The following is a 24451-nucleotide window of genomic DNA, read 5'->3' on the forward strand; positions in this document are numbered from 1 at the left end:
GCGACGGTTGAACCGCGCGGCAGGACACGCGAAAAGCACATGACCGGCGCCCGGTCACCCGGTTGGGTGGCCGGGCCTCGTCTGTCCAGGCGGGCCTCAGGTCCCGTACGGGGGCGGTCCGGTCGACGCGCGCGTGATCAGCCGGACCGGCAGGGTGTCGGGTGCGCCGGTGCGGCCCTCGAGGAGGCCCAGCAGGGCGGTCATGCCGTGTTCGCCGACGTCTTCCCCGGGCAGCCGCACCGTCGTGAGTTCCGGCTCGACGGCGGTGGCGAGCGTGAGGTCGTCGAAGCCGGTGACGGAGAGGTCCCCGGGGACGTGCAGGCCGAGGCGGCGCACGGCCTTGCAGGCCCCCACCGCGAGGATGTCGTCGTCGCAGACGACCGCGGTGGGCCGGGGCGCCGCGGCGGCGGTGAGCGCCGTGTGCACGGCTGCGCGTGCGTCGTCGATGGTGAGCGGCGTGTGCACGGTGCGCAGCTCGGCTCCGGTGCCGTCCAGGGCGCCGGCGAGGGTCCGGGCGCGGACCTGGAAGGTCCAGGAGTCGACGGCGGCCGCGAGGTGCAGGAAACGGCGGTGGCCGAGGTCCAGCAGATGCCGGGCCACCTGCCGCATGCCGTCGGCGATGTCGGGGTTGACGGTGACGGCGCCCGGTTCGCCGCCGGGGTCGCTGTCGAGCATGACCAGGGGGAGCCGGTCGCCTCGGATGGCGGTGAGCGCGTGGGCGGCCATGGAGGAGGCGATGACACCGTCGATGGCGGCGGGCGCGGACGCGAACGGGTCGCTGATCAGGGGCGCCGGAACCGACTGGCCGGCGTGCCCGGCGGGCGGGGAGGGGTGGCTGCGCTGGTCGCCGGGTGGGGCGGGGTAGAGGACGACACCAAAGGCGTGCTGAGCAGCCACACGGGCCGCGCCGGTGTGGACGCGGGTGAAGAATTCGCTGGTCAGCGCGGGGACGACCAGCAGCGCGGTGCGGGTCTCGCCCAGTCGTAGGCTCCGGGCCGCGAGATTGGGCCGATAGCCGAGGTCACGTGCGGCGGTGCGGACGCGGTGTGCGGTGGGCTCGGAGACCCTGCCGCGCCACTTGCCGCTGAGGACCAGGGAGACGGCGGCCTGGGAGACGCCGGCGGCGCGTGCGACATCGCGGCTGGTGGGCTTGGCGCCGGGCGGCGACGGCTGCCCTGTGCGGGGTTCTCCGGTGGTCACCGGGTGTGTGCCTCCGTGTGGTGCGGGCGGTCCGGGGCTGCGCGGGTGCCGGTTCCAGCCAGGTGGCCGGGGCGCGGGTGCGCGTGAGGTTATTCGGTGGACCGCGGACAGCGGAGATGATACGTATGACGCAAGACGTTATACGTAAAACTAACCCGATCGAACGGATCCGTCGCAGGCCGCCCGAGGGGGCGCCCGGCGTCGGCGCGCCGCCGCCCGCCGTCGTGTGAGCGGCCGTATGTCCAGGTGTGGGACAGGTGTGGGACAGGGAGGGGCACGGGCATGGCCGCCGGATACATGCGGATCCTGAGGACGAGACACGCCATGCGGCTGCTGGCGGGCACCCTGCTGGGGCGGCTGCCGAACGCCACGTCGTCGATCATGGTGCTGCTGTTCGTCCGGTCCGAGGGCGGCTCGTACAGCCTGGCGGGCGGGCTTGCGGCGGCGTACGGGGTGGCCAACGCGGTGGGGCAGCCGCTGCTGGGCCGGCTGGTGGACCTGTACGGGCAGCTGCGGGTGCAGTTGCCCGCCGCACTGGGCTCGGCGTTGGCCATGGTCGCCTTCGCGGTGGTGGGGACGGAGGTGCTGCCGGCGGCGTACGCGGCCGTGGTCCTCGGAGGGCTGGCGACGCCGCCGTTGGAGGGCGGATTGCGGGCGCTGTGGCCGAGCATCCTGCGGGACGAGTCGGAGGTGCACACGGCGTACGCGATGGACGCGGTGGCGCAGGAGGTGATGTTCACCCTGGGCCCGCTGCTGGTGAGCCTGTGCGTGTCGCTGTGGTCGGCCCGGGTGGCGGTGCTGCTGATCAGTCTGCTGGGGGTGCTGGGCGCCGTGTCGGTGCTGGTGTCCCGGCCGTCGCGTGAGTGGCGTTCGGCACCGCGGGAGGCGCACTGGCTGGGCGCGCTGCGCTCACCGGGGCTCCTGGCGCTGCTGGGCGCGTTCCTGTTCGTGGGTGTGGCGCTGGGTTCGATCGCGGTGGCGGGGGTGTCGTACGCGGACGGGCACGGTGGGGACGTGGTGTACGGCTGGCTGATGGCGGGCCTGGGCTTCGGGGCGCTGGTGGGAGGCGCCGCCTACGGGGCGCGGCAGTGGGCGGGGGCTCCGGAGCGCCGGCTGACGGTGCTCCTGGCGCTGCTGGCGGCGGGGTACGTGCCGCTGCTCGCGATGCCGGGGGCGGTGGCGATGACGGGGCTTGCGGTGCTGGCGGGGCTGTCCCTGGCGCCGGCGATCGCATGCGCGTTCATCGTGGTGGACCGTCATGCGCCGCGGGGCACGGTGACGGAGGCGTTCTCGTGGTTGGTGACGACGTTCACGGTCGGCGGGTCGCTGGGCACCGCGGCGGCGGGACCCGTGGTGGAGCGGGGCGGGGCGGGCTGGGGGTTCGCCGTGCCGGGCTGCGCCGGGGCCGCGGCGTTCCTGGTTCTGCTGGCCACGAATGGGGTCCTCGCAGCTACGCAGCGGGTACCCGGCGGTGAGGTGGCCGTGGAAAATGATCGAAATGGTGCCCCCGAAGCCGGTTTCAGTGCACGGCATCAGGCGTAATGTTCAGTCATGGACCGCCGCATTTTCGGGTTGGAGAACGAGTACGGCGTCACGTGTACGTTCCGGGGACAGCGCCGGCTGTCTCCCGACGAGGTGGCGCGGTACCTGTTCCGCCGTGTCGTGTCATGGGGCCGAAGCAGCAATGTGTTTCTGCGCAACGGTGCCCGTCTCTATCTCGACGTCGGGTCGCATCCGGAATACGCCACGCCGGAGTGTGACAGCGTGACCGAGCTGGTCACGCACGACAAGTCGGGTGAGCGCATCCTGGAAGGCCTGCTCGTGGACGCCGAGCGCCGCCTGCATGAGGAGGGCATCGCCGGCGACGTCTATTTGTTCAAGAACAACACCGATTCGGCAGGGAACTCGTACGGCTGCCATGAGAACTATCTGGTGGCGCGCCACGGCGAGTTCTCCCGGCTCGCGGACATTCTCATTCCGTTCCTCGTCACACGACAGCTGTTGTGCGGCGCTGGCAAAGTGCTGCAGACCCCGCGTGGCGCGGTGTACTGCGTCAGCCAGCGGGCCGAGCACATCTGGGAAGGCGTCAGCTCCGCCACGACGCGTTCCCGGCCGATCATCAACACCCGTGACGAGCCGCATGCGGACGCCGAGCGTTACCGTCGGTTGCACGTGATCGTCGGCGACTCGAACATGTCGGAGACGACGATGCTGCTGAAGGTCGGGGCGACCGACCTGGTGCTGCGCATGATCGAGGCCGGCACGGTGATGCGGGACCTCACGCTGGAGAACCCGATCCGGGCCATCCGCGAGGTGAGCCACGACACCACGGGCCGCCGCAAGGTCCGGCTGGCCAGTGGCCGGGAGGCGTCCGCGCTCGAGGTGCAGCGTGAGTACTTCGAGAAGGCCGTGGACTTCTGCGAGCGCCGTGGCATCCGCACCGGCACGGTGGAGCGGGTGCTGGAGCTGTGGGGCCGCTCGCTGGACGCGATCGAGTCGGAGGATCTCGACAAGATCGACACCGAGATCGACTGGGTGATGAAGTACAAGCTCATCGAGCGCTACCGCGCGAAGAACAACATGACCATGTCGCATCCGCGGGTCGCCCAGATAGACCTCGCCTACCACGACATCCACCGCCGTCGTGGCCTGTACTACCTGCTGGAGCGCAAGGGGCAGGCGGCCCGGGTCTGCGACGACCTGCGGATCTTCGAGGGCAAGTCGGTGCCGCCGCAGACCACCCGGGCCCGGCTGCGCGGTGACTTCATCCGGCGGGCCCAGGAGCAGCGCCGTGACTTCACGGTCGACTGGGTGCACCTGAAGCTCAACGACCAGGCGCAGCGCACGGTGCTCTGCAAGGACCCGTTCCGCAGCGTGGACGATCGAGTGGAGAAGCTCATCGCCGGAATGTGAGTCTTGTCACGCTATCCGCGTGATCTGGCATCTTGTCAGGAGATCTGTACAAGGGCCCCGTATGTACGCGCTACGGGGCCCTTGTGCATGCCGTGCTTCGTGAGGCGAGGCCTCGGCCGTAGAGTGTGCCCGCGGACACACCCCCACGACCCGAGGAATGCCACGTGCGACGCCGACTTGCTGCCCTGCTCATCGTGCCGGCCCTGGCGCTGACCGCCTGCGGGGGAGGGGACTCCGGGAGTACCAAGAAGTCCGCCGCGTCACCGAGCCCCGGTCAGTCCACCCAGGCCGCGGACCTCAAGCCGGTCGCGACGGCGCCGCCCATGCCCAAGGTGAACGGCAAGAAGGGCAAGGCCGCCGACATCGCCATCCCCAAGGGCTCGCCGAGCGGGAAGTTCGTCGTGCACTCCCTCCAGGAGGGCACCGGCGCCCAGGTGAAGAAGCAGGACCTGGTGGTCGCCCATTACACCGGGAAGGTGTGGCAGGGCGGCAAGAGCCTGGGCAGCTCGTACGACAAGGGTGCCGCCCCGCAGGTCATCCCGGCCGGCCAGAAGACCATCATCCCGGCCTTCTCGCAGGCGGTGCTGGGCCAGAAGGTGGGCGGCCGCGTCCTGGTGGTGGCGCCGCCCAGCGCGGGTTTCGGCAAGCAGGGCAACCAGAACCTCGGGGTGAAGGGCAGCGACACCATCGTGCTGGTCCTCGACATCGAGAAGATCATCCCGAACACGGCCGAGGGCAAGCAGGCCCCCATCCCGTCCGACCTGCCGCAGATCAAGGCCGACAAGCCGGAGCCCGCGGTGATCTCGGTGCCGAAGAAGAACCCGCCGAAGGACCTGGTGGACCGGGTCCTCATCGAGGGCAAGGGGCCCGAGGTCAAGAAGGACCAGACGGTGACCATGCAGTACAGCGGCGCGGCCTGGAAGATCAACGAGGGCAAGCCCAAGGCCACCCTCTTCGACTCCTCGTACAACTCGGGCGCACCGTTCTCCACTGTGATCGGTGAGCACCAGGTCATCGATGGCTGGGACAAGGGTCTGGTGGGAAAGAAGGTGGGTAGCAGGGTCCTGCTGGTCATCCCGCCGGAGCTGGCCTACAAGGACAAGGCCCAGAGCGAGGCCCTGCCGGCCAACTCGACCCTGGTCTTCGTCGTGGACATCCTCGCGGCGATGTGAGTTTGCGGACCGGGGGTGCGAGACTGTCCCGCATTGCCCATTCGCAGCGAGCAGGAGCAGGTGACGTGAGCATCGACAAGCCCGAAATCGACTTCCCGGGCGGCGAGCCGCCGGCGGACCTCGAGATCAAGGACATCTGGGAAGGCGACGGCCCGGTGGCCAAGGCGGGCGACACCGTCTCCGTCCACTACGTGGGCGTGGCCTTCTCCACCGGAGAAGAGTTCGACGCCAGCTGGAACCGCGGCACCCCCCTTCAGTTCCAGCTCGGGGTCGGGCAGGTCATCCCCGGCTGGGACCAGGGCGTACAGGGCATGAAGGTCGGCGGCCGGCGCCAGCTGATCATTCCGGCCCACCTCGCCTACGGGGACCGGGGCGCCGGTGGCGGCCGTATCGCCCCCGGCGAGACGCTGATCTTCGTCTGCGACCTGGTGGCCGTCTGACGGTGCCGGCCGGAGCCGGCTGACGGCACGCGCGCAGCGCCGTCCCGTGCCGTCTCCCCCCTACCGGTGAGGACCCGTGCCTTCAAGGGCGCGGGTCCTCGCTTTTGCCGCGACGGCCAGGAGGGGTACGGTCGGGCCTGCGAAGGGCTGACCGAGAGGACGTAGGGCGTCGATGGCCATTGCCAAGGCAGAGCGGCTGATGAACCTTGCGCTGTGCCTGCTCGGAACACGGCGCCCGCTCACCAAGCGTGAACTGCGCGACTCCATCGAGGCTTACCTGGAGGCGGGCGCGGCGGGGTCGGCCACGGCGGGATCGGCCGGCGCGGCGGGATCGGACGACTCCTTCAACCGGATGTTCGAACGCGACAAGGACGATCTGCGCGAACTCGGCCTGGTCATCGAGACCGTGGAGAACCTCGACGGCGACGTCGGCTACCTCGCCCGCCGCGACAGCAACCGCCTGCCGCCCATCTCGCTGGACGCCGAAGAGGCTGCCGCCCTCGGCCTGGCCGCCAAGGTGTGGCAGCAGGCGAGGCTCGCCGGGGCCGCCAGCGGCGCCCTCCAGAAGCTGCGCGCCGCCGGCCTGCCCGAAGACGTCGACCCCTATGAGACGCACAGCGCCCTGGAACCGCGTATCCCCGCCCACGAGGCCGCCTTCGAGCCGCTGATGCTGGCCTGCCGCGACCGCCGCCCGGTCGCCTTCGACTACCGCAAGGCCACCGCCGTGCACCCCGAGCAGCGGCTGGTGGAGCCCTGGGCGCTGGAGTGCTGGCACGGTCACTGGTACCTGGCCGGATGGGACCGCGAGCGGCGCGCCGAACGGGTCTTCCGGCTCTCCCGCATCACCGGCCGGGTCAGGAGCCGCGGTGGCCGGTTCACGGCCCCGGTGCCCGACCAGGTGACCGTGCGGGAGACGGTGGCGGGCTGGGCGGGCGAGTCGGCCGACCGGCAGGCCCGGATCAGGCTGCGCTCCGGCGCCGGCTACCCGCTGCGGGCCAAGGCCCACTCGGTGCGGGAACTCGGGGATGGGTGGGACGAGTTGGAGATTCCGTACGGGCACGGCCTGGACGCCTGGCTGGTCGAGTTCGGCCCCGACGTGGTGGTGCTGGAGCCCGCCGAGCTGCGGGCCGACGTCGTGGACCGGCTGCGCGCGGTGGCCAAGGGCTGACGGGGAGGGAAAGCACGATGCACGCCACACCTGCACGCTCGGACCGCCCACGGCCGACCCGGGCGCCCAACGCCATCGACCAGACCCGCCGGATGCTCTCCCTGGTGACCTACCTGCGGGAGCGCCCCGGCGCCCACGTCAGCGATGTCGCGCGCGCCTTCGGGATCACCGAGGACGAGCTGATCTCCGATCTCGACGTGCTGCCGATGTGCGGCACCAGCTTCCGTGGCGGGGACCTGCTCGACATCGACACCGACGGTGACCGCATCTGGTGGCGCAACCCGGGGGCGCTGGCCGCCGAGGCCGCCGAGCCGCTGCGGCTCGCCGCCGACGAGGCCACCGCGCTGCTGGTGGCCGCGCGCGCCGTGGCCATGCTGCCGGGCCTCAGGGAGGGCGACCGGCGGGCGCTGCTGCGCGCCACGGCCAAGCTGGAGTCCGCCGCCGGCGAGGTGGCGGGCGCCAGCGCGCGGCTGTCGGTCACCTTCGAGTCGGAGGGCGGTGTCTTCGCGGACGTGGACCGCGCCATCTCCGAGCGGCGCAGGTTGTGGATCCGCTACTACTCGCCGGCACGTGACGAGGTCACCGAGCGCGAGATCGACCCCATCCGGCTGGTCAGCATCGGGCACACCTACGTGGAGGCCTGGTGCCGCCGCTCGGAGGCCCGCCGCACCTTCCGGCTCGACCGGGTCGCGGAGATCGAGATCCTCGACGAGCCCTCGCAGCCGCCCGAGATCGAGCTGCGGGACCTGTCGGAGGGCCTGGTGCAGCCCGCCGCCGAAGACCCGGAGGTGGTCGTCGAGGTGGGCCCCGGTGGTCGTTGGGTCGCCGAGTACTACCCGCACGACAGCGCCGAGGAGCTGCCCGAGGGCGGGCTGCGCATCACCCTGCGCACCCCCGACCCGGCCTCGCTGCGCAGGCTCGCCCTGCGGCTCGGCCGCGACGGGCGCATCGTCGCACCCCGTGCCCTCGCCGAGAGCGCCCAGCAAGCCGCGGCCGCGGCCCTCGCGGCGTACGAGGACCTCTCTCCGGCGTACGAGGACGTGCCCCCTGCCGCCTCCCCGACGGCCACCCCGGGCGCCCCCGTGCCCACTCCCGGCACTCCCACGGCTTCCCCCCACAGGCAGGAGCAGAAGTTTTGAGCACGTCGGTCCTCTCCGGCCCGGGCGCTTCCGGTTCGGCCGGCCCCGGCACGGGCGATGTCGGGCAGGTGGCGGGGGGCGGGCCCGGGCTCGCCTCGGTGGGCCCGGTGCTGTTCAAGGCGGAGTGCCCGGACTGCCGCGCCAGGTTCGAGCTCGCCGCCGACGCACTGCGGCTGGCCATCGGCGCCTCCCGGAAGACGACGTTCTATTCGTTCACCTGCCCCGAGTGCGAGTCGGCGGTGCGCAAGCCCGCAGGAGAGCGGATCGTGCAGTTGCTCACCGACGGCGGGGTGCGCACCCTGCGGCTGCACACCCCCTAGGCTCGGCGCATGTTCTGGGCGATGCTTGCGATTGCCGTGGGTTTTCTTGGTCTTGCCGTGCTCGGTGTGCTGGCCGTGCGGGTCTTCGTGGCGGCCGAGCAGCTCAGTCGGCAGGTGACGGACTCGGCGCAGCGCGTCAACCGCGCCGCTGCGGACCTGGAGCGGGCCGCCGCCTCCGCGGCACGAGCCGGCGCTGACCTGCGCTGAGTCACCGCTCCCGGCCTCGCAGCTCGGCTGAATCGAGTCACCGACTTCCTTCCTGCGCCACGCCTCCGGCGGCGTCGCTGACCTGCTGTGTCGGGTGGCTGGTCGGGAGGTGTGCCCGAAACGTGGTGCTGGTGTGTGGCATCACCGCCCGCGATGGCCTGTCAGCAGGGCGGGGCATGCGGGTACGCTGCTGATCGTGGTCCGGGGACGAGGCGCGGACCACAGCCGGGAGTACGCTCCGAGCTTGCTGGTCGTTCACCCCTGAGGGTTACGATCGTTGCCAGCATGCGGTCGGACATGTGTCCGGCAGATCGGACCGCATCCCGTCCCCCGCCGCCTCGGTGAGAAGGTAAAGACTATGTTCGGAAGGCTCGGCGCCCCCGAGATCATTCTCATTCTCGTCGTCCTCGTCCTGCTGTTCGGTGCGAAGAAGCTTCCTGACATGGCCCGTTCGCTCGGCAAGTCCGCGCGGATCCTCAAGAGCGAAGCGAAGGCGATGAAGTCGGACGGTGGCCAGCAGGCGCCCGCCGACCCGCCGGTGCCGGACCAGGCCCAGCGCACCATCCAGGCGGCCCCCGGCGACGTCAGCAGCTCCCGCCCGGTCTCTGAGCCGACGGACACCACGCAGCGCTGAGACGCTCCCAGGTCTCTCCGATGGCCCGCAGCATGAGATGAGGACGTGGGTTGCTCAGGTCTGCCCAGAAAAAGGAGAAGGACCCCGAGGGGCGGATGCCCCTCGGGGAGCATCTGCGTGAGCTGCGCAACAGGCTCGCGAAGGCTGTCGTGGCGATCATCGTCGTCACGATCATCGCCGCCTTCTTCTACAAGGACATCATCGAGTTCTTCACGAACCCGATCCTGGACGCCGTCGGGTGTCATGCCAGCTTCAGCGACCTGGCTGCCAAGGACCACGGGACATGCGCCCGCATCGTCCTGAACGGCCTGCTGACGCCGTTCACGCTGGCGCTGAAGGTGTCCCTGATGGTGGGTGTCATCGGTGCTTCGCCGATCTGGCTCTCCCAGCTGTGGGGCTTCGTCGCCCCGGGTCTGCACCAGCACGAGAAGAGGTACGCCCGCGCCTTCGTCGGAACCGGCGTGCCGCTCTTCCTCGGCGGAGCGTTCTTCGCCTACAAGACCTTGCCGACCATGGCGACGGTACTGCTCGGCTTCTCGCCCGGCGGCCTGGACAACCAGCTGCCGCTCGACGAGCTGATCGACCTGATCACCCGGATGGTGGTGATCTTCGGGCTCTCGTTCGAACTGCCGCTGCTGCTGGTGATGCTCAACCTCACCGGAGTGCTCACCGGGCGCCGGATGCTGAGCTGGTGGCGCGGCATGATCATGGGCATCACGCTCTTCGCCGCCATCGCCACACCCAGTACGGACCCGATCACCATGCTGGCGCTGGCCGGCCCGATCTGGGTGCTGTACTTCGCGGCGACGATCTTCTCGCTCACCAACGACCGCCGAAAGGCCCGTGCCGAAGAGGCAGGACCCGGCGACGACGAAGCGTCCGAGCTGGACCTCACCCCGGACGACATCGACGAGGCGGAGTCCGTCTCGGCCGGCCCCGCCCTGCCGGAGCAGGCCTCCGGCGAAGGCAACCGCATCAACGGTTATGACGACGTGACCTGACCGGACTGCATACCGTATCCGGCCGTCTTGTAGTGTCCTGCCCCCAGACTTCGGCCAGGGGATGCCCAGTGACCAGCGAGATCAGCCTCTTCGTCAACCCCACCGCAGGCCGCGGCCGGGGCGCCCACGCGGCGCAACCAGCCGCGGCCGCGTTGCGTGCCGCCGGGTTCTCGGTGCGCACCGTCGTCGGCGTGGACGCCACCGACGCGTTGCACCGGGCGCGCGAGGCCGTCCGGGACGGCACCGGAGCCCTGGTGGTCGTCGGCGGCGACGGCATGGTGCACCTGGCGCTCCAGGCGGTCGCCGGCACCGGTATCCCGCTCGGCGTGGTCGCCGTCGGCACCGGCAACGACTTCGCGCGCTCCCTGGGCCTGCCGGTGCGCGAGCCCGCCGCGGCCGGCCGGCTGGTCGCCGAAGCGCTCAAGGGCGCCCGTACGCGCGCGGTCGACCTGGGCCGTGCCTCCGGGCAGTGGTTCGGCACCGTCCTCGCCTCCGGCTTCGACTCCCGCGTCAACGACCGCGGCAACCGCATGAAGTGGCCCACCGGGCGCCTGCGGTACGACGTGGCGATGGTCGCCGAACTCGCCGCGTTCCGGCCGCTGCCGTACCGCATCACCCTCGACGGCGGCGAGGTACGGGAGACCGAGGCGACGCTGGTCGCGGTCGGCAACGGGCCCTCGTACGGCGGCGGAATGAAGATCTGCGCACGAGCCGACCTCACCGACGGGCTCTTCGACATCACCGTCGTCGGCGATTGCAGCCGGGCGACGCTCCTGCGGGTCTTCCCGCGCGTCTACAAGGGCACCCACCTGGATCATCCCGTCGTCACCGTGCACCGCGCCGCCCGGATCGAGCTGGCCGCGCCGGAGGTGACCGGGTACGCGGACGGGGAGCTGCTCGGTCCCCTGCCGATCACCGCGGAGGTGGTTCCGGCGGCCGTCCGGGTGCTCGTCCCGTAGCCGCGGGGGCGCCGAGGGGCCGTGATTCCGGCGCGCAGCACGCGGGGGGCACGCGGGCGCCACCCCGCAGCGGCGCACCGTCGACGTACACCTGCCGGCTTGACCAGGCAAGACGTGGCGATCCCGATAATGATCGTGCTCTGTCACAGGGGGCGGGTAGGCTCGAAAGTACGATGACTGAGGACCTCTCACCGGCCGAGCGATATGCGGCAGCCCGGAAGCGCGCCGCCGAGCAGGCCACCGCGCTGGGCAGCTTCCGCGGGATGTACGACTTCGATCTGGACCCTTTCCAGACCGAGGCCTGCCAGGCCCTCGAAGCCGGCAAAGGCGTACTGGTGGCCGCACCGACCGGCTCCGGCAAGACGATCGTCGGGGAGTTCGCCGTCCACCTTGCGCTACAGCAGGGCAAGAAGTGCTTCTACACCACCCCCATCAAGGCGCTCTCCAACCAGAAGTACTCGGACCTGGCCAAGCGGTACGGCGCCGACCAGGTCGGCCTGCTCACCGGGGACAACAGCGTCAATTCGGGCGCCCCTGTGGTCATCATGACCACCGAGGTGCTGCGGAACATGCTGTACGCGGGCTCCGAGACACTGCGCGGCCTCGGCTACGTCGTGATGGACGAGGTGCACTACCTCTCGGACCGCTTCCGCGGCGCGGTGTGGGAGGAAGTGATCATCCATCTGCCGGAGTCGGTGACGTTGGTCTCCCTCTCCGCCACCGTGTCGAACGCGGAGGAGTTCGGTGACTGGCTGGACACCGTGCGCGGCGACACCCAGGTGATCGTCTCCGAGCACCGGCCGGTGCCGCTGTTCCAGCACGTGCTCGCCGGACGGCGGATGTACGACCTCTTCGAGGAGGGCGAGAGCGGCAAGCGCGCGGTCAACCCCGACCTCACCCGCCTGGCCAGGACGGACGCCACCCGCCCCGCCTTCGGCCCGGGGCGCAGACGGGGCAGGGCGCTGCGCGAGGCGGACCGCGAGCGCGAGCGCCGCCAGCGCTCCCGGATCTGGACGCCGAGCCGCCCCGAGGTGATCGAGCGGCTCGACTCCGAAGGCCTGCTCCCCGCCATCACCTTCATCTTCAGCCGCGCCGGCTGCGAGTCCGCCGTCCAGCAGTGCCTCTTCGCCGGTCTGCGGCTGAACGACGAATCGGCCCGCCACCGGGTCCGCGAGATCGTCGAGGAGCGCACCGCCTCCATCCCCCGCGAGGATCTGCACGTCCTCGGCTACTACGAGTGGCTGGAAGGTCTGGAGCGCGGCATCGCCGCCCACCACGCGGGCATGCTGCCCACCTTCAAGGAGGTCGTCGAGGAGCTGTTCGTGCGCGGCCTGGTCAAGGCGGTCTTCGCCACCGAGACCCTCGCCCTCGGTATCAACATGCCCGCCAGATCCGTCATCCTGGAAAAGCTCGTCAAGTGGAACGGCGAGCAGCACGCCGACATCACCCCGGGCGAGTACACCCAGCTGACCGGTCGTGCGGGCCGCCGCGGCATCGACGTCGAGGGGCATGCCGTGGTGCTCTGGCAGCGGGCCATGAACCCCGAGCACCTGGCGGGTCTCGCCGGCGCCCGCACCTACCCGCTGCGCTCCAGCTTCAAGCCGTCGTACAACATGGCGGTCAACCTGGTCGAGCAGTTCGGCCGGCACCGCTCGCGCGAGCTGCTGGAGACGTCCTTCGCGCAGTTCCAGGCCGACAAGTCGGTCGTCGGCATCTCCCGCCAGGTACAGCGCAACGAGGGAGGACTCCAGGGCTACCAGGAGGCCATGACCTGCCACCTCGGCGACTTCGAGGAGTACGCCCGGCTGCGTCGCGACCTGAAGGACCGGGAGACCGAGCTGGCCAAGCAGGGCGCGGCGCAGCGGCGCGCCCAGGCTGCGGCGGCGCTGGAGAAGCTGCGCCCCGGCGACGTCATCCACGTGCCCACCGGAAAGTTCGCCGGGCTCGCCCTGGTACTCGACCCGGGGGTGCCCGCCGGCCGGGTCGGTGGGCATCGTGGCTTCGACTACCAGGACGGCCCGCGGCCCCTGGTGTTGACGGCGGAGCGGCAGGTCAAGAGGCTCGGATCGGCGGACTTCCCGGTACCGGTGGAGCCGCTGGAACGGATGCGCATCCCCAAGTCGTTCAACCAGCGCAGCCCCCAGTCACGCCGTGACCTGGCCTCGGCGCTGCGCTCCAAGGCCGGCCACATCGTGCCCGAACGGCACCGCAAGCAGCGCTCGGCCGCCGCCGACGACCGCGAGATCAGCCGCCTGCGTGCCGAGCTGCGGGCGCACCCCTGCCACGGGTGCAGCGACCGGGAGAACCACGCCCGCTGGGCCGAGCGTTACCACCGCCTGCGGCGCGACACCCGCCAGTTGGAGCGCCGCATCGAGGGGCGCACCAACACCATCGCCCGCACCTTCGACCGCATCGTCTCCCTGCTGACCGAGCTGGACTACCTGCGCGGCAACGAGGTCACCGAGCACGGCAAGCGCCTGGCCCGGCTCTACGGCGAACTCGACCTGCTCGCCAGCGAATGCCTGCGCGAGGGCGTCTGGGAGGGCCTCGACCCGGCCGAACTTGCCGCGTGCGTCTCGGCGTTGGTGTTCGAGTCCCGGGTCGGTGACGATGCCCTGGCGCCCAAGCTGCCGTCCGGCGCGGCCCGGTCGGCACTCAGCGAGATGGTGCGCATCTGGGGCCGTCTGGACGCCCTCGAAGAGCAGTTCCGGATCAACCAGGCGGAGGGCGTCGGCCAGCGCGAGCCCGATCTCGGCTTCGCCTGGGCCGCCTACATGTGGGCCGGCGGCAAGGGCCTGGACGAGGTGCTGCGCGAGGTGGAGATGCCCGCGGGCGACTTCGTGCGCTGGTGCAAGCAGGTCATCGACGTGCTCGGCCAGATCTCCGCGGCTGCCCCGACCGAGGCGTCCACCGTGCCGAAGAGCGCCCGGAAGGCGGTTGACGCACTGCTGCGGGGCGTTGTGGCGTACTCGTCCGTGGGCTGACCCGGCGTCGGTTCCGAAGGTCTGAGGTCGCGTCCCTGGCTTCCTGGGGGGTGCTCGCGGCGGATCGTCGGCGGGGCCCCCCGGGCTTGTGGTGTGTCCCGAGTGACGTGTGGTGGCCCCTGGTACGCAGCGTAGCCGATCACGGCCTTCGGTCATCACTCCGTGTGTAATGTACACGCACCGAGCGTTGTGGCTGGCCGAGTCTATCCCTCTCGGTTCGCTCCTCTGGATGCTCGTGGAATATGACACGGTGATGTTCCTGTCGGACTAAGCTCCTCCGCAACGCCCCGAGTTGAGTCCGCGATGGGCCCTTCCTTACGTCTGTCCACAATCACGTGAAAAGTCGCAATTCCTGTGTTTCCTCTCGCTTGTGATGCCGCCGTGGTGCCGGCACCCCGCCGAGACACCTCCTCGCACCGCTCCCACCGATCCAGTCCAGTCAGCTCTTGTCAGCCAATCCTTCCGAGGCATACATGGTGAGTGATCAATCGCCTCCCGGTGAACGTCAGCTGCCCTACATACGGGTGCTCTTACCCCCCGCCCTGCTGATGGTGGTGGCCACGGCGGTCGCCGTCAGCACCGTCACGCGACCAGCCCGGCTTGCCGTTGGCATGTGCGGGGGCGTCTGCACCCTGCTGGTGCTCCTCGTGGCCGCCGAGGCCGTGCGCCGTGGCCGCATCGTGGGCAGGCTCCGCGCCGAGTTCACCGAGCGGCTCGCATTTCTGGAGCGGCGCATCGCCTTCCACGACGAAGAGACGCAGCGGCTCAGCAGCCGGCTCATCCCCGACGCGATCTTCCGCCTGAAGCAGGGCGAGTCCCCCGACGAGGTCGTCCGGGCCGTGGTGGACGAGGACCCCGGCTACCGTGACCTCCCCGTTCCGCAGCGCGCCCTGCTGCACTCCGTGCTGAAGACCGTCGACGACGAAGAGGCGCTGCGCGAATCCACCCAGCGTGCCTTCGTGAACATCGCCCGTCGCGTTCAGGCCATCGTTCACCAGCAGTCCGCGGAACTGCGCGGCATGGAGGAGGACCACGGGCGCAATCCGGAGGTCTTCGACGACCTGCTGCGCATCGACCACGGCACCGCCCTCATCGGCCGGCTGGCCGACAGCATCGCCGTGCTCGGCGGTGCCCGCCCCGGTCGCCAGTGGCCCAAGCCCGTACCGCTGTTCAGCGTGCTGCGCGGTGCGATGTCCCGGATCCTGGAGTACCAGCGCGTCGAGTTGCACTCGGTGGTGAAGGTCGCCGTCAAGGGCACCGCCGTCGAGCCCCTCATCCACGCCTGCGCCGAACTCCTCGACAACGCCACCCGGTATTCGCCGCCGCAGACGAAGGTGCACGTCACCGCGGTCGAGGTGCAGACCGGGGTGGCCATCGAGATCGAGGACGGCGGGGTCAGCCTCAGCGAGGAGGCACGTGCCCGTGCCGAGCGGATCCTCGCCCAGGCCCACTCGGGCATCGACCTCAACGACCTCGGCGAGACCCCCCGGCTCGGCATGGCCGTCGTGGGGCGGCTCTGCCGGATGTACGACATGAAGGTGTCGCTGCGGCAGTCCGCGTACGGCGGTGTGCGCGCCGTCCTGGTCGCGCCGCACACCATGCTCACCACCGGCCCGGCACCCGGTCTCGCACACGGCATCGGCGCCTCCGCGGTGCCGCGGATGGGCGACGACGGAGAGCTGATCGCCCCGCAGGCCAGCCGCAAGCGCCGCCCCACAGGACCGGTGCCCTCGCCCCCGCTGCCGCCCGCCCGGGACACCCCGGCCTCCGACGACGCTCCCGTGGTCACCGAGTGGACCCCGATGGGCCTGCCGCAGCGCCGCAGCAGGGTGAAGACCCCGCTGCGCCAGCGCATCGCCGAAGCCCGCGCCGAGGAAGCGGCGACAGGGGGAGCCGGCCAGGCCGGCGCCTCCGTCTCCGCACCACGCGGGGGCCAGCCGGGACTGCGCAACGGGTCCGAGCCCGAACCGGGCCTGTGGGTCGCGGCCTTCATGAACGGCGTCACCGGCGACGAGCCCGGCAGCGCGCCGCAGCGGGACACCCGCCCGGGCGGCGACACGGACCACGGGTCCGGCGGCGACACCGACGCCGGCCGAGCCGCCGGAGCCGGTCATGCCACCGCGTCCGCCGGCGGCTCCGGACGCGACGCCGAGGACGCCGGGGCCCCGCCCGCCGGCGTGCCGCGCGCCGGCGCCCATCCGCCGGCCCGTACAGACTCCGATGACGTGGCGGACGAAGGGGACCTCAAGTGATCCAGCAGCGCGCCAACTTCGACTGGATGCTCAAAGAGCTCGCCGACGGCGTCCCGGGCATACGCCAGGTCGTGGTGCTGTCCGCCGACGGACTGCGCATCGCACGGCACGGCGGCGAGCCCGACGCCGCCGACCGGCTCGCCGCCGCCTGCGCCGGGCTCCAGAGCCTCGCGGCGGCGGTGGGCTCCGAGATCCCGGACAGCGACGGCCGGATGCGGATGGTCCTCATCGAGATCAGCGGCGGCTTCTTCTACCTGATGGCCGCCGGCTCGGGTGCCTACCTCGCCGTGCTCGCCGACGAGACCGTCGACGCCGGCCTCATCAGCAACCGGATGCGGAACCTGGTGGCCCGCATCGGTGCCCATCTGACCAGTCCGCCGCGCCACGACGGGCAGGTCGTATGACACCGCCGCAACGACAGCGGCGCACTTCTGAACCCGAAGCAGACGGCAACCCCGAGCGGTTATACGTCCTCACGGGAGGTCCTGACGGCACGGGGCGCGCCCCGCTCGACCTGGTCACCCTGGTCGTGGCGCGTGCCGGGCCGCCGCCGACCGCGGGGCCCGAGCAGGCCGCCCTGCTGAGGATGTGCGCCACCCCCCTGTCCGTGGCCGAGATCTCGGCCTACCTCAATCTGCCGTTCAGCGTGGTGACCGTACTGCTGACCGAGCTGCTGGCGGACGACCTGGTGGTGGCGCGTGCCCCGATCGTCCGCTCGACGCTCCCGGACCGTTCCCTTCTCGAAGCGGTGATGCATGGACTTCAAAAGCTCTGACACGATCACGGGCCCCAGGAGCGAGGACGTGCTGCCGGACACGGCCACGGCCGCGGTGAAGATCGTGATCGTGGGTGGTTTCGGGGTCGGCAAGACGACCCTGGTCGGGTCGGTCAGCGAGATCCGGCCGCTGACCACCGAGGAGACCATGACGGAGGCGGGCATCGGCGTCGACGACGACTACGGCTCCGCCACCAAGACGGCCACCACCGTCGCCATGGACTTCGGCCGCATCACCATCACCGACCAGCTGGTCCTCTACCTCTTCGGCACACCGGGGCAGGAACGCTTCTGGTTCCTGTGGAACGGCCTCTTCGAAGGCGCGCTGGGTGCCGTGGTCCTCATCGACACCCGGCGCCTGGAGGTCAGCTTCGACGTCATCGGCCGCCTCGAGGAGCGCGGTGTGCCGTTCGTCGTCGCCGTCAACGAGTTCCCCGACGCGCCCCGTTACCCGGTCGACGAGCTGCGCAACGCGCTCGACCTGCCCGAGGACGTGCCGATCGTGCACTGCGACGCGCGCGCCAGGGCGTCGAGCCGGGACGTCCTCATGACGTTGATGCGGTTCCTGCACACCCTGACGACGGCCGCACCCTGACACGGGCCCACCGAAAAGACTTCCGCCATTTCCCGGAGCGATCACCGTGACTGACTCCCCCTCCCACCCCGACCCGGGCCAGCCGGCGCCCCTCCCCCCACCGGGCTGCCCGGCACACCCGTCCTCCGCCAGTACCGGCCCCGGCGGACTGTTCCGCATCCACGACAGCGAGGCCCAGCGCGACCTCGCCGGTTTGTACGAGAAACTGCGCGCCGAACACGGCCCGGTCGCGCCCGTGCTGCTGCACAACGACGTGCCGGTGTGGGCGGTGCTCGGGCACACCGAGAACCTGCACATGGTGCGCACGCCGTCGCACTTCACCAGGGACACCCGGCAGTGGCGCGCCATCCAGGACGGCACCGCAGGACCGCACCATCCGCTGGCCCCGGTCTTCTCCTGGCAGCCGATCTGCTCCTTCACCGAGGGCGGCGAGCACCAGCGGCTGCGCGGTGCCGTCACCGCCGCCATCGCCAGCATCGACCACCGCGGCGTGCGCCGCTTCATCCACCGCTACAGCCAGCGTCTCGTCAACGACTTCTGCCAGGACGGCACCGCCGACCTGGTGACCCAGTTCGCCGAGCATCTGCCGATGATGGTGATGTGCCAGATCATCGGTATGCCCGAGGAGTACAACGAGCGCATGGTGCAGGCCGCCCGCGACATGATCAAGGGCACCGAGACCGCCATCGAGAGCAACGCCTATGTGATGGCCGCACTCGAGCGCCTCGTCGCCCGCCGGCGGCAGCGCCCCGAGAACGACTTCACCGGCGCGCTCCTCACCCATCCCTCGCAGCTCACCGACGACGAGGTGGCCCAGCATCTGCGGCTGGTGCTCATCGCGTCCTTCGAGGCCACCGCCAACCTCATCGCGAACGTGCTCCGCGTCGTGATGACCGACCCGCGGTTCCGCGCCCAGCTCAACGGTGGCCAGATGACCGTGCCGGAGGCGGTCGAGCAGTCCCTGTGGGACGAGCCGCCGTTCAGCGCCATCCTCACCTACGTCGCCAAGCAGGACACCGAGCTGGGCGGCCGGCGGATCAGGGCCGGAGACGGCCTGATGCTCGGCATCGCGCCGGGCAACGCCGACCCGGTGGTGCGCCCCGAACCCGGTGCGCACATGCAGGGCAACCGTTCCCACCTGGCCTTCAGCGGGGGCCCGCACGAATGCCCCGGCCAGGACATCGGCCGTGCCATCGCCGACACCGGTATCGACGCGCTGCTGACCCGGCTTCCGGACGTGCACCTCGCCGTGCCGGAGGAGGATCTGTGCTGGACCGCTTCGATCCTCTCGCGGCACCTGGTGGCCCTGCCGGTCACCTTTGCGCCGAAGCCCCCGCAGGACGTCATGCGGCGCCCGACCGCCGGCACGGCCGGCTCCGGCGGCGGCAAGGACACCGACTGGCAGATCACCTCGGCGGCACCGAACCCGGCAGCCGGGCCGGACCTGCCGCCCGAGGTCCCGGTCCCACCGGCCGCGCAGGCACCGTCCGTCACACCACAGCCCGCGGGGACCGCACCCCGCGGCGTATGGGAGCGGCTGCTGCGCTGGTGGCGCGGCGACTGACGCCGGGCCGGGCACCCTGCGGGTATGCCCTACGAGGCGCCGTTCGCCACCGCTGACGGCGCCTCGTCCGCTTCATGAGCCCCCTGCCACCGCTCGTACGCCGTCCAGGCCGTCAGCTCCCGTCCGCTGGTGAAGCGGTGGGCGTGCCCGGTCACCGGGTCGGTGAACGCCAGCGTGCGGGCGAGGAGTTGGAGCGGGCGGCGGAAGTCGTCGTCCGCCACGGGGCCCGTCAGCTCGGGGAAGAACGGGTCACCGAGGATCGGCAACCCCAGGGCGTTCATGTGCACGCGCAACTGGTGGGTGCGGCCGGTGTGCGGCAGCAGCCGGTAGCGTCCGAGCTCCGCCCGGTGCTCCAGGAGCTCGACACGGCTGACGGCGTTCGCCTCGCCGGGCACTTCACGTGCCGCCACCACGCCGCGCTCCTTTTCGATACGGCTGCACACCGTGCGCGGCAGGGTGAGCCCCGGATCGTAGGGCGCGATGGCGGTGTACTCCTTGTGGACCTGCCGGTCGCGGAAGAGGGTCTGGTACGCGCCGCGCTCCTCGGGCCGCACCGTGAACAGCACAAGACCGGCGGTGAGCCGGTCCAGCCGGTGGGCGGCGCTGAGGGTGGAGATGCCCAGCTCCCGCCGCAGCCGCACCAGCGCCGTCTCGGTGACATGACTGCCGCGCGGCGTGGTGGCCAGGAAGTGCGGCTTGTCGACGACGACGATGTGCTCGTCGCGATGCACCACGCGCAGCGGGAACGGTACCGGGGTCTCCGGACGCCGCTCGCGGTGGAACCACACCGACGCGCCCGGCACATACGGCGCGTCCGGCGCCACGGGCCGGCCGTCGTCGGTCACGAACGCGCCGTGGAGCAGCATCGCGTCGATCACCTCGGCGCCGGGCGCGAGCCGGGCCACCAGATGGTCACGCACGGTCGCCCACCCGCCACCGACCGGCATCCGGACCCGAACAGGGTCGATGCCGTCGCGCTGGGGGAGGGGCGGCAGGGCCGCACGGCGCCGATGTCTCATCACGATCAAGGGTACGGGGCGCACCGACGAAGAGCCGTGGATTCGCGATACATCGTGGATTGACCCCTCGCTGAAGATCGCGATATATTCGCACACGGATATTGCTTCGGGGTGTTCGCGCGCCCCGCCCACGGAAGTGAAGGGAGGCATGCCCGTGCCCGGACCCGGGCGCGGTCGCAAGCTGGGCAATCCGCTGGCGCTCGCGGTGCTGGTGTTGCTCACCGAGCGACCCATGCATCCGTACGACATCGCCCAGACGCTGCGCAGACGCGGCAAGGACGCCAGCCTGAAGATCAACTACGGCTCGCTCTACACCGTGGTGCAGAACCTCCAGAAACACGGCTTCGTGGCCGTCGAAGACGTCCGGCGGGAGGGCAACCGACCGGAGCGCACGGTCTTCGGCATCACCGATGCGGGTCGCGAAGAGATGATCGCGTGGCTGTCCGACCTGCTGGCCGTGCCGGCCCGCGAGTATCCGATCTTCGAGACGGCGCTGTCGTTGATGGGCGTACTCCACCCCGACGACGTCACCGCGCTGCTGGAGGAGCGACTGACGGCGCTGGAGGTGCAGGCGGCTGCCGCGCGCGGCGGGCTCCAGAAGCTCACCGAGAAGCTGCCCCGGCTCTTCCTGGTGGAGATCGAATACCAGGTCCACATGGCCGAAGCCCAGGTCACCTGGCTGCGCGGGCTCCTCGCCGAGCTGCATGACGGCACACTCGACGGTGTCCAGGCCTGGCGCCACTTCCACGAGACGGGGGAGGTCCCACCGGAGTTCAAGGATCTCGAACAGCAGGAGATGTCCTAGACGTCCCAGCAGAAGGACCCCGACGGGAGCTGTTGCAGCAGCGCCCGCCGGGGTCGCAACACCAGACCGGACCTGCGGTGCAGCAGGCCAGGCCATGGAGGTGCAGCACACCCACCATAGCCCGGCGCTCTCCTTCCGCATCGGTTCGGCAGGACGGCCAGGAACCCGGCGCACGCCCGGGCCCCGGCCGTATCCGACCACGCTCACACTCCAAGGAGAGTCGTCGTCATGAGCACCTCTGCGCCGGCCGTAGCGGCGCACCAGCTGACCAAGACCTATCCCGGCGGTGTCACCGCCCTGGGCGGCATGGACCTCACCGTCGCACCCGGCACCGTCTTCGGCCTGCTCGGGCCGAACGGCGCGGGCAAGTCGACCACCGTCAAGATCCTCACCACCCTGGCCCGCCCCGACTCGGGCACCGCCACCGTCGCCGGCCACGACGTGCTGCGCCACCCCGGCCGGGTGCGCCGCGCCATCGGGGTGGTCGCCCAGAAGTCCGGTTCCGACCCGGTGGCGACCGGACGCGAGAACCTCCAACTGCAAGGCCGGCTCTACGGGGTGCACGGGGCCATGCTGCGCCGCCGGGTCGGCGAGCTGCTGGAGCGCTTCGGCCTGGCGGACGCGGCCGACCGCCAGGTCAAGGGCTACTCGGGCGGCATGCAGCGCCGCTTGGACGTGGCCCTCGGCCTGGTGCACCGGCCCACGGTGCTGTTCCTGGACGAGCCGACGACCGGCCTCGACCCGGAGGCGCGCGCCGCCATGTGGGAGGAGATCTCCCGGCTCGCCGGTGACGAGGGACTGACCATCCTGCTCAACACCCATTACCTCGAAGAGGCCGACCGGCTCGCCGAGCGCATCGCCATCGTGGACCGCGGCCGGGTCGTCGTCGAGGGCACGCCCGACGGCCTCAAGGGCGAACTGCGGGGTGACGCGGTCCACCTGGAGCTGGGCGAGGCGCTCGGGGAGGCGGGCGGCACCCTGCTGCGGCCCGTGCTCGACGCGGTGTCCGGAGTGCATGACATACAGCTCGAAGGCCGTCGCATCAGCGCACGCGCCGACGACGGGCCGGCCGCGGTGCCGGCGCTGCTCGCCGCGCTGGACGGCGCCGGGGTCACGGTCGCCGCCGCCACCGTCGCCCGCCCCTCCCTCGACGACGTCTACCTGCGGTACGCGGGCCGGCGCTACGCCGAAGCGGAGGCGGCGGCCGAAGCCGCGGGGACGCCCGGCGCGGGCGGGGACGGTCCGACAGGGCCGGGCGGCGAGCGAACCGACGACCTCACGACGGCAGGCGGTGCACGATGAGCAACACCCTCACGCAGACCTGGTACATGACCCAGCGGCAGCTGATGGCGATCGCGCGCCAACCCGCGTATCTGCTGATCACGCTGATCCAGCCGGTCGTCTGGCTCTTCCTGTTCGGCAACCTGTTCAAGAAGGTCGTCGAGCTCGGCGGCTTCGGCACCACCTCCTACCTGGACTACCTGGTGCCGGGCATCGTCGTGATGAGCGCGCTCGGGTCGAGCATGTGGACCGGGATGGGCACCCTGGAGGAGATCGAGCGGGGCACCCTCAACAGGTTCCTCGTCACCCCCGCCAACCGCGGCGCCCTGATGAACGGGAACGTCGTGCAGAACGGCATCAGCATCGTGGTGCAGTCCGTGATCATCGTGCTGCTGGGCATGCTGGGCGGTGCGGAGTATCCCGGTGGGTTCGGCGGGATCGTCATCCTGGTCGCCGCATCGGTGCTGCTCGGCACGGTGTTCGGGGCGCTGTCGAACGCGCTGGGCATGGTGGTGCGCCAGCGAGAGTCGATCATCGGCGTCAACACGTTCCTGCTGCTGCCGTTGACGTTCTTGTCCACGGCGTTCATGGCGCCGGCGCAGATGCCCGGCTGGATGCGGCACATCGCGGACTTCAACCCACTCAACTGGGCGATGGTCGCGGGCCGCTCCGCGATGTCCGCCGACCCGGACTGGGGCGATGTGCTCACCCGAGGGGGCGCCCTGCTGGTGCTCGCGGTCGCCGCGGTGTGGCTGTCGACGCGGAGCTTCAAGGCGTACCAGAAGTCGGTTTAGGCGCGCCGGCCGCGTCGCGTCCCGGGCCTCGATGGGGGCTCGGGACGCCGTGCGGTGCGTCGCGCGGGACGTGTGCGCCCGGCCGACGGGCCGTTGCCGGGACGCACCCGGATGCCAGCCGCACCCTGATGGGCGCTGCCGTGGCCGGCCCGGACGCGCCCCGGGCCGGCCACGGCAGCGCCGGCGGGATGCCACGGGTACCGCCCGCGGGGGTGTCAGGAGACGGCCGTGGTCTCCTGCTCGGCCTCCACCTGTGCGTTCCACGCCCGCTTGGAGGCCCGCCAGCTCTCGTCGTCGTGGCCCAGGCGCCAGTAACCGGAGACCGAGAGCAGCTCCCGTGGGATCTGCCGGTCGATGCGCAGATACCGGCGCAGGTCCCGCACGAAGCCGGCCTCGCCGTGCACGAAGACCTGGGGGTGTCCGGGCGGGAAGTCCAGCGTGCGCACCGCCTCGATCAGGGCCTCGCCGACGGGGCGGTCCGCGCGGTGCAGCCAGACGACGTCCGCCGCCGTCGCGATCTTCTGCTCCTCCTGCTCGTCGGCGACCTCGATGAAGGCGTGGGCACGTGCCCCGTCCGGCAGGGCCTCCAGGGCGGCGGCGATCGCGGGCAGCGCGCTCTCGTCCCCGGCCAGCAGATGCCAGGCGGAGTCCTGGGCGGGAGCGTACGCGCCGCCCGGGCCGAGGAACCGCACGGTGTCGCCGGGCTTGGCGCGTAGTGCCCACGGCCCGGCCATTCCCTCGTCGCCGTGGATGACGAAGTCGACGGTGAGCGCCGGCTCCTTCGGGTCCCAGGCGCGCACGGTGTAGGCGCGGGTCGCTGGCCACTGCTCGCGCGGCAGCTGCTCGCGGATCTGCTCCAGGTCGAAGGGCTCCGGATAGGTCACGCCCTCGGGCGCGAACAGGAGTTTGACGTAGTGGTCGGTGAACTCTCCCGCGGGAAGGGCCGCGAGGCCCTCGCCGCCCAGCACCACGCGCTGCATGTGCGGGGTGAGCCGCTCGGTGCGCAGGACCTGTGCCTGGCGCACCTGGCGTGGCTTGCGTGCCGGACGATCTGCCATCTTCGACCTCCCGGTGATCCACAATTGATTAGGTAAGCCTAAGCTATCACCCTGGATCTCGGGCGTCTCGGGAGTTCCGGGCGGCACCCGGTTGCGTCGACGGCGGCCGGCGACCGGACCGTGCTCGCCGGGTCGCCGGGTCGCCGGGTCGCCGGGTCACCTGGCACCGGG

23 protein-coding genes are annotated in these 24451 nt (G+C 71.1%); 20 read left to right on the top strand and 3 right to left on the bottom strand.

The features are described 5' to 3' along the window. Positions 1–96 precede the first annotated feature (96 nt). Positions 97–1200: a LacI family DNA-binding transcriptional regulator gene (locus tag NQO67_RS26795; RefSeq protein WP_255952839.1), complete on the bottom strand. Its 1104-nt coding sequence runs from the start codon at positions 1198–1200 to the stop codon at positions 97–99. Positions 1201–1482: 282 nt separating this feature from the next. Between NQO67_RS26795 and NQO67_RS26800 the strand changes: the two genes are divergently transcribed. From NQO67_RS26800 to NQO67_RS26880, 17 genes are all read left to right on the top strand, one after another. Beyond that, positions 1483–2742: an MFS transporter gene (locus NQO67_RS26800; protein WP_255952840.1), complete on the top strand. Its 1260-nt coding sequence runs from the start codon at positions 1483–1485 to the stop codon at positions 2740–2742. Between the two features lie 9 nt (positions 2743–2751). After that, a complete protein-coding gene (gene pafA, locus NQO67_RS26805; RefSeq protein ID WP_255952841.1) occupies positions 2752–4113 on the top strand; it encodes a Pup--protein ligase in 1362 nt (453 codons plus the stop codon). A gap of 164 nt (positions 4114–4277) precedes the next feature. Further along, positions 4278–5285, top strand: coding sequence for an FKBP-type peptidyl-prolyl cis-trans isomerase (locus tag NQO67_RS26810; RefSeq protein ID WP_255952842.1), 1008 nt, complete (start codon positions 4278–4280; stop codon positions 5283–5285). 65 nt (positions 5286–5350) lie between these two features. After that, the gene (locus NQO67_RS26815) at positions 5351–5725 is read left to right on the top strand and encodes an FKBP-type peptidyl-prolyl cis-trans isomerase (protein WP_255952843.1); all 375 of its coding nucleotides are present in this window, start codon (positions 5351–5353) and stop codon (positions 5723–5725) included. A gap of 172 nt (positions 5726–5897) precedes the next feature. Then, positions 5898–6893, top strand: coding sequence for a helix-turn-helix transcriptional regulator (locus tag NQO67_RS26820; RefSeq protein ID WP_255952844.1), 996 nt, complete (start codon positions 5898–5900; stop codon positions 6891–6893). Positions 6894–6910: 17 nt separating this feature from the next. Then, entirely contained in the window at positions 6911–8032 is a 1122-nt protein-coding gene (locus tag NQO67_RS26825) for a helix-turn-helix transcriptional regulator (RefSeq protein WP_255952845.1), read from the top strand. Positions 8033–8100: 68 nt separating this feature from the next. After that, a complete protein-coding gene (locus NQO67_RS26830) occupies positions 8101–8352 on the top strand; it encodes a hypothetical protein (protein ID WP_255952941.1) in 252 nt (83 codons plus the stop codon). Between the two features lie 9 nt (positions 8353–8361). Next, positions 8362–8559, top strand: coding sequence for a hypothetical protein (locus tag NQO67_RS26835; RefSeq protein ID WP_255952846.1), 198 nt, complete (start codon positions 8362–8364; stop codon positions 8557–8559). 358 nt (positions 8560–8917) lie between these two features. Beyond that, a complete protein-coding gene (gene tatA, locus NQO67_RS26840) occupies positions 8918–9193 on the top strand; it encodes a Sec-independent protein translocase subunit TatA (RefSeq protein ID WP_255952847.1) in 276 nt (91 codons plus the stop codon). 50 nt (positions 9194–9243) lie between these two features. Further along, positions 9244–10194, top strand: coding sequence for a twin-arginine translocase subunit TatC (gene tatC / locus NQO67_RS26845; protein ID WP_255952848.1), 951 nt, complete (start codon positions 9244–9246; stop codon positions 10192–10194). A 68-nt stretch (positions 10195–10262) separates the two neighbouring features. Beyond that, the gene (locus NQO67_RS26850; RefSeq protein ID WP_255952849.1) at positions 10263–11153 is read left to right on the top strand and encodes a diacylglycerol kinase; all 891 of its coding nucleotides are present in this window, start codon (positions 10263–10265) and stop codon (positions 11151–11153) included. 173 nt (positions 11154–11326) lie between these two features. After that, positions 11327–14137: a DEAD/DEAH box helicase gene (locus NQO67_RS26855; protein ID WP_255952850.1), complete on the top strand. Its 2811-nt coding sequence runs from the start codon at positions 11327–11329 to the stop codon at positions 14135–14137. 473 nt (positions 14138–14610) lie between these two features. After that, entirely contained in the window at positions 14611–16389 is a 1779-nt protein-coding gene (locus NQO67_RS26860; RefSeq protein ID WP_255952851.1) for an ATP-binding protein, read from the top strand. After that, a complete protein-coding gene (locus NQO67_RS26865; RefSeq protein ID WP_255952852.1) occupies positions 16386–16793 on the top strand; it encodes a roadblock/LC7 domain-containing protein in 408 nt (135 codons plus the stop codon). The genes NQO67_RS26860 and NQO67_RS26865 overlap by 4 nt, the downstream gene beginning before the upstream one ends. Then, positions 16790–17164, top strand: coding sequence for a DUF742 domain-containing protein (locus tag NQO67_RS26870; protein ID WP_255952853.1), 375 nt, complete (start codon positions 16790–16792; stop codon positions 17162–17164). Before NQO67_RS26865 ends, NQO67_RS26870 begins: the two co-directional genes overlap by 4 nt. Then, positions 17145–17759 (top strand): GTP-binding protein, encoded by a 615-nt coding sequence (locus NQO67_RS26875; protein WP_255952854.1) that lies wholly within the window; start codon positions 17145–17147, stop codon positions 17757–17759. The genes NQO67_RS26870 and NQO67_RS26875 overlap by 20 nt, the downstream gene beginning before the upstream one ends. 46 nt (positions 17760–17805) lie before the next feature. Beyond that, on the top strand, positions 17806–19323 hold the full coding sequence (locus NQO67_RS26880) for a cytochrome P450 (RefSeq protein ID WP_255952855.1): 1518 nt from the start codon (positions 17806–17808) through the stop codon (positions 19321–19323). A gap of 29 nt (positions 19324–19352) precedes the next feature. Here NQO67_RS26880 and NQO67_RS26885 read toward each other — a convergent pair whose 3' ends face one another. Next, positions 19353–20342, bottom strand: a complete 990-nt coding sequence (locus tag NQO67_RS26885) for an RluA family pseudouridine synthase (RefSeq protein ID WP_255952856.1) — start codon at positions 20340–20342, stop codon at positions 19353–19355. Positions 20343–20490: 148 nt separating this feature from the next. Here NQO67_RS26885 and NQO67_RS26890 point away from each other — a divergent pair, with 148 nt between their 5' ends. The 3 genes from NQO67_RS26890 to NQO67_RS26900 all read left to right on the top strand — a co-directional run bounded on the left by NQO67_RS26890 (position 20491) and on the right by NQO67_RS26900 (position 23222). Beyond that, positions 20491–21147, top strand: coding sequence for a PadR family transcriptional regulator (locus NQO67_RS26890; protein ID WP_374119141.1), 657 nt, complete (start codon positions 20491–20493; stop codon positions 21145–21147). A 228-nt stretch (positions 21148–21375) separates the two neighbouring features. Further along, positions 21376–22449, top strand: a complete 1074-nt coding sequence (locus NQO67_RS26895; RefSeq protein WP_255952858.1) for an ATP-binding cassette domain-containing protein — start codon at positions 21376–21378, stop codon at positions 22447–22449. Next, on the top strand, positions 22446–23222 hold the full coding sequence (locus NQO67_RS26900) for an ABC transporter permease (RefSeq protein WP_255952859.1): 777 nt from the start codon (positions 22446–22448) through the stop codon (positions 23220–23222). The genes NQO67_RS26895 and NQO67_RS26900 overlap by 4 nt, the downstream gene beginning before the upstream one ends. Positions 23223–23437: 215 nt before the next feature. Here NQO67_RS26900 and NQO67_RS26905 read toward each other — a convergent pair whose 3' ends face one another. Continuing rightward, positions 23438–24280 carry a siderophore-interacting protein gene (locus tag NQO67_RS26905; RefSeq protein WP_255952860.1) on the bottom strand — a complete coding sequence of 281 codons (843 nt, stop codon included), beginning with the start codon at positions 24278–24280 and terminating at the stop codon, positions 23438–23440. Positions 24281–24451: the final 171 nt, after the last annotated feature.

The sequence above is a fragment of the Streptomyces odontomachi genome (assembly GCF_024435355.1).
Taxonomy (GTDB): domain Bacteria; phylum Actinomycetota; class Actinomycetes; order Streptomycetales; family Streptomycetaceae; genus Streptomyces; species Streptomyces odontomachi.

Bases quoted from the DNA above. Each gene is read 5' to 3' on its own strand.
- NQO67_RS26885 (WP_255952856.1), bottom strand. From the start codon at position 20,342: ATGAGACATCGGCGCCGTGCGGCCCTGCCGCCCCTCCCCCAGCGCGAC.
- NQO67_RS26855 (WP_255952850.1), top strand. From the start codon at position 11,327: ATGACTGAGGACCTCTCACCGGCCGAGCGATATGCGGCAGCCCGGAAG.
- NQO67_RS26825 (WP_255952845.1), top strand. From the start codon at position 6,911: ATGCACGCCACACCTGCACGCTCGGACCGCCCACGGCCGACCCGGGCG.
- NQO67_RS26890 (WP_374119141.1), top strand. From the start codon at position 20,491: ATGCCCGTGCCCGGACCCGGGCGCGGTCGCAAGCTGGGCAATCCGCTG.
- NQO67_RS26835 (WP_255952846.1), top strand. From the start codon at position 8,362: ATGTTCTGGGCGATGCTTGCGATTGCCGTGGGTTTTCTTGGTCTTGCC.
- NQO67_RS26895 (WP_255952858.1), top strand. From the start codon at position 21,376: ATGAGCACCTCTGCGCCGGCCGTAGCGGCGCACCAGCTGACCAAGACC.
- pafA (WP_255952841.1), top strand. From the start codon at position 2,752: ATGGACCGCCGCATTTTCGGGTTGGAGAACGAGTACGGCGTCACGTGT.
- NQO67_RS26820 (WP_255952844.1), top strand. From the start codon at position 5,898: ATGGCCATTGCCAAGGCAGAGCGGCTGATGAACCTTGCGCTGTGCCTG.
- NQO67_RS26870 (WP_255952853.1), top strand. From the start codon at position 16,790: ATGACACCGCCGCAACGACAGCGGCGCACTTCTGAACCCGAAGCAGAC.
- NQO67_RS26860 (WP_255952851.1), top strand. From the start codon at position 14,611: ATGGTGAGTGATCAATCGCCTCCCGGTGAACGTCAGCTGCCCTACATA.
- NQO67_RS26800 (WP_255952840.1), top strand. From the start codon at position 1,483: ATGGCCGCCGGATACATGCGGATCCTGAGGACGAGACACGCCATGCGG.
- NQO67_RS26905 (WP_255952860.1), bottom strand. From the start codon at position 24,280: ATGGCAGATCGTCCGGCACGCAAGCCACGCCAGGTGCGCCAGGCACAG.
- NQO67_RS26900 (WP_255952859.1), top strand. From the start codon at position 22,446: ATGAGCAACACCCTCACGCAGACCTGGTACATGACCCAGCGGCAGCTG.
- tatA (WP_255952847.1), top strand. From the start codon at position 8,918: ATGTTCGGAAGGCTCGGCGCCCCCGAGATCATTCTCATTCTCGTCGTC.
- NQO67_RS26875 (WP_255952854.1), top strand. From the start codon at position 17,145: ATGGACTTCAAAAGCTCTGACACGATCACGGGCCCCAGGAGCGAGGAC.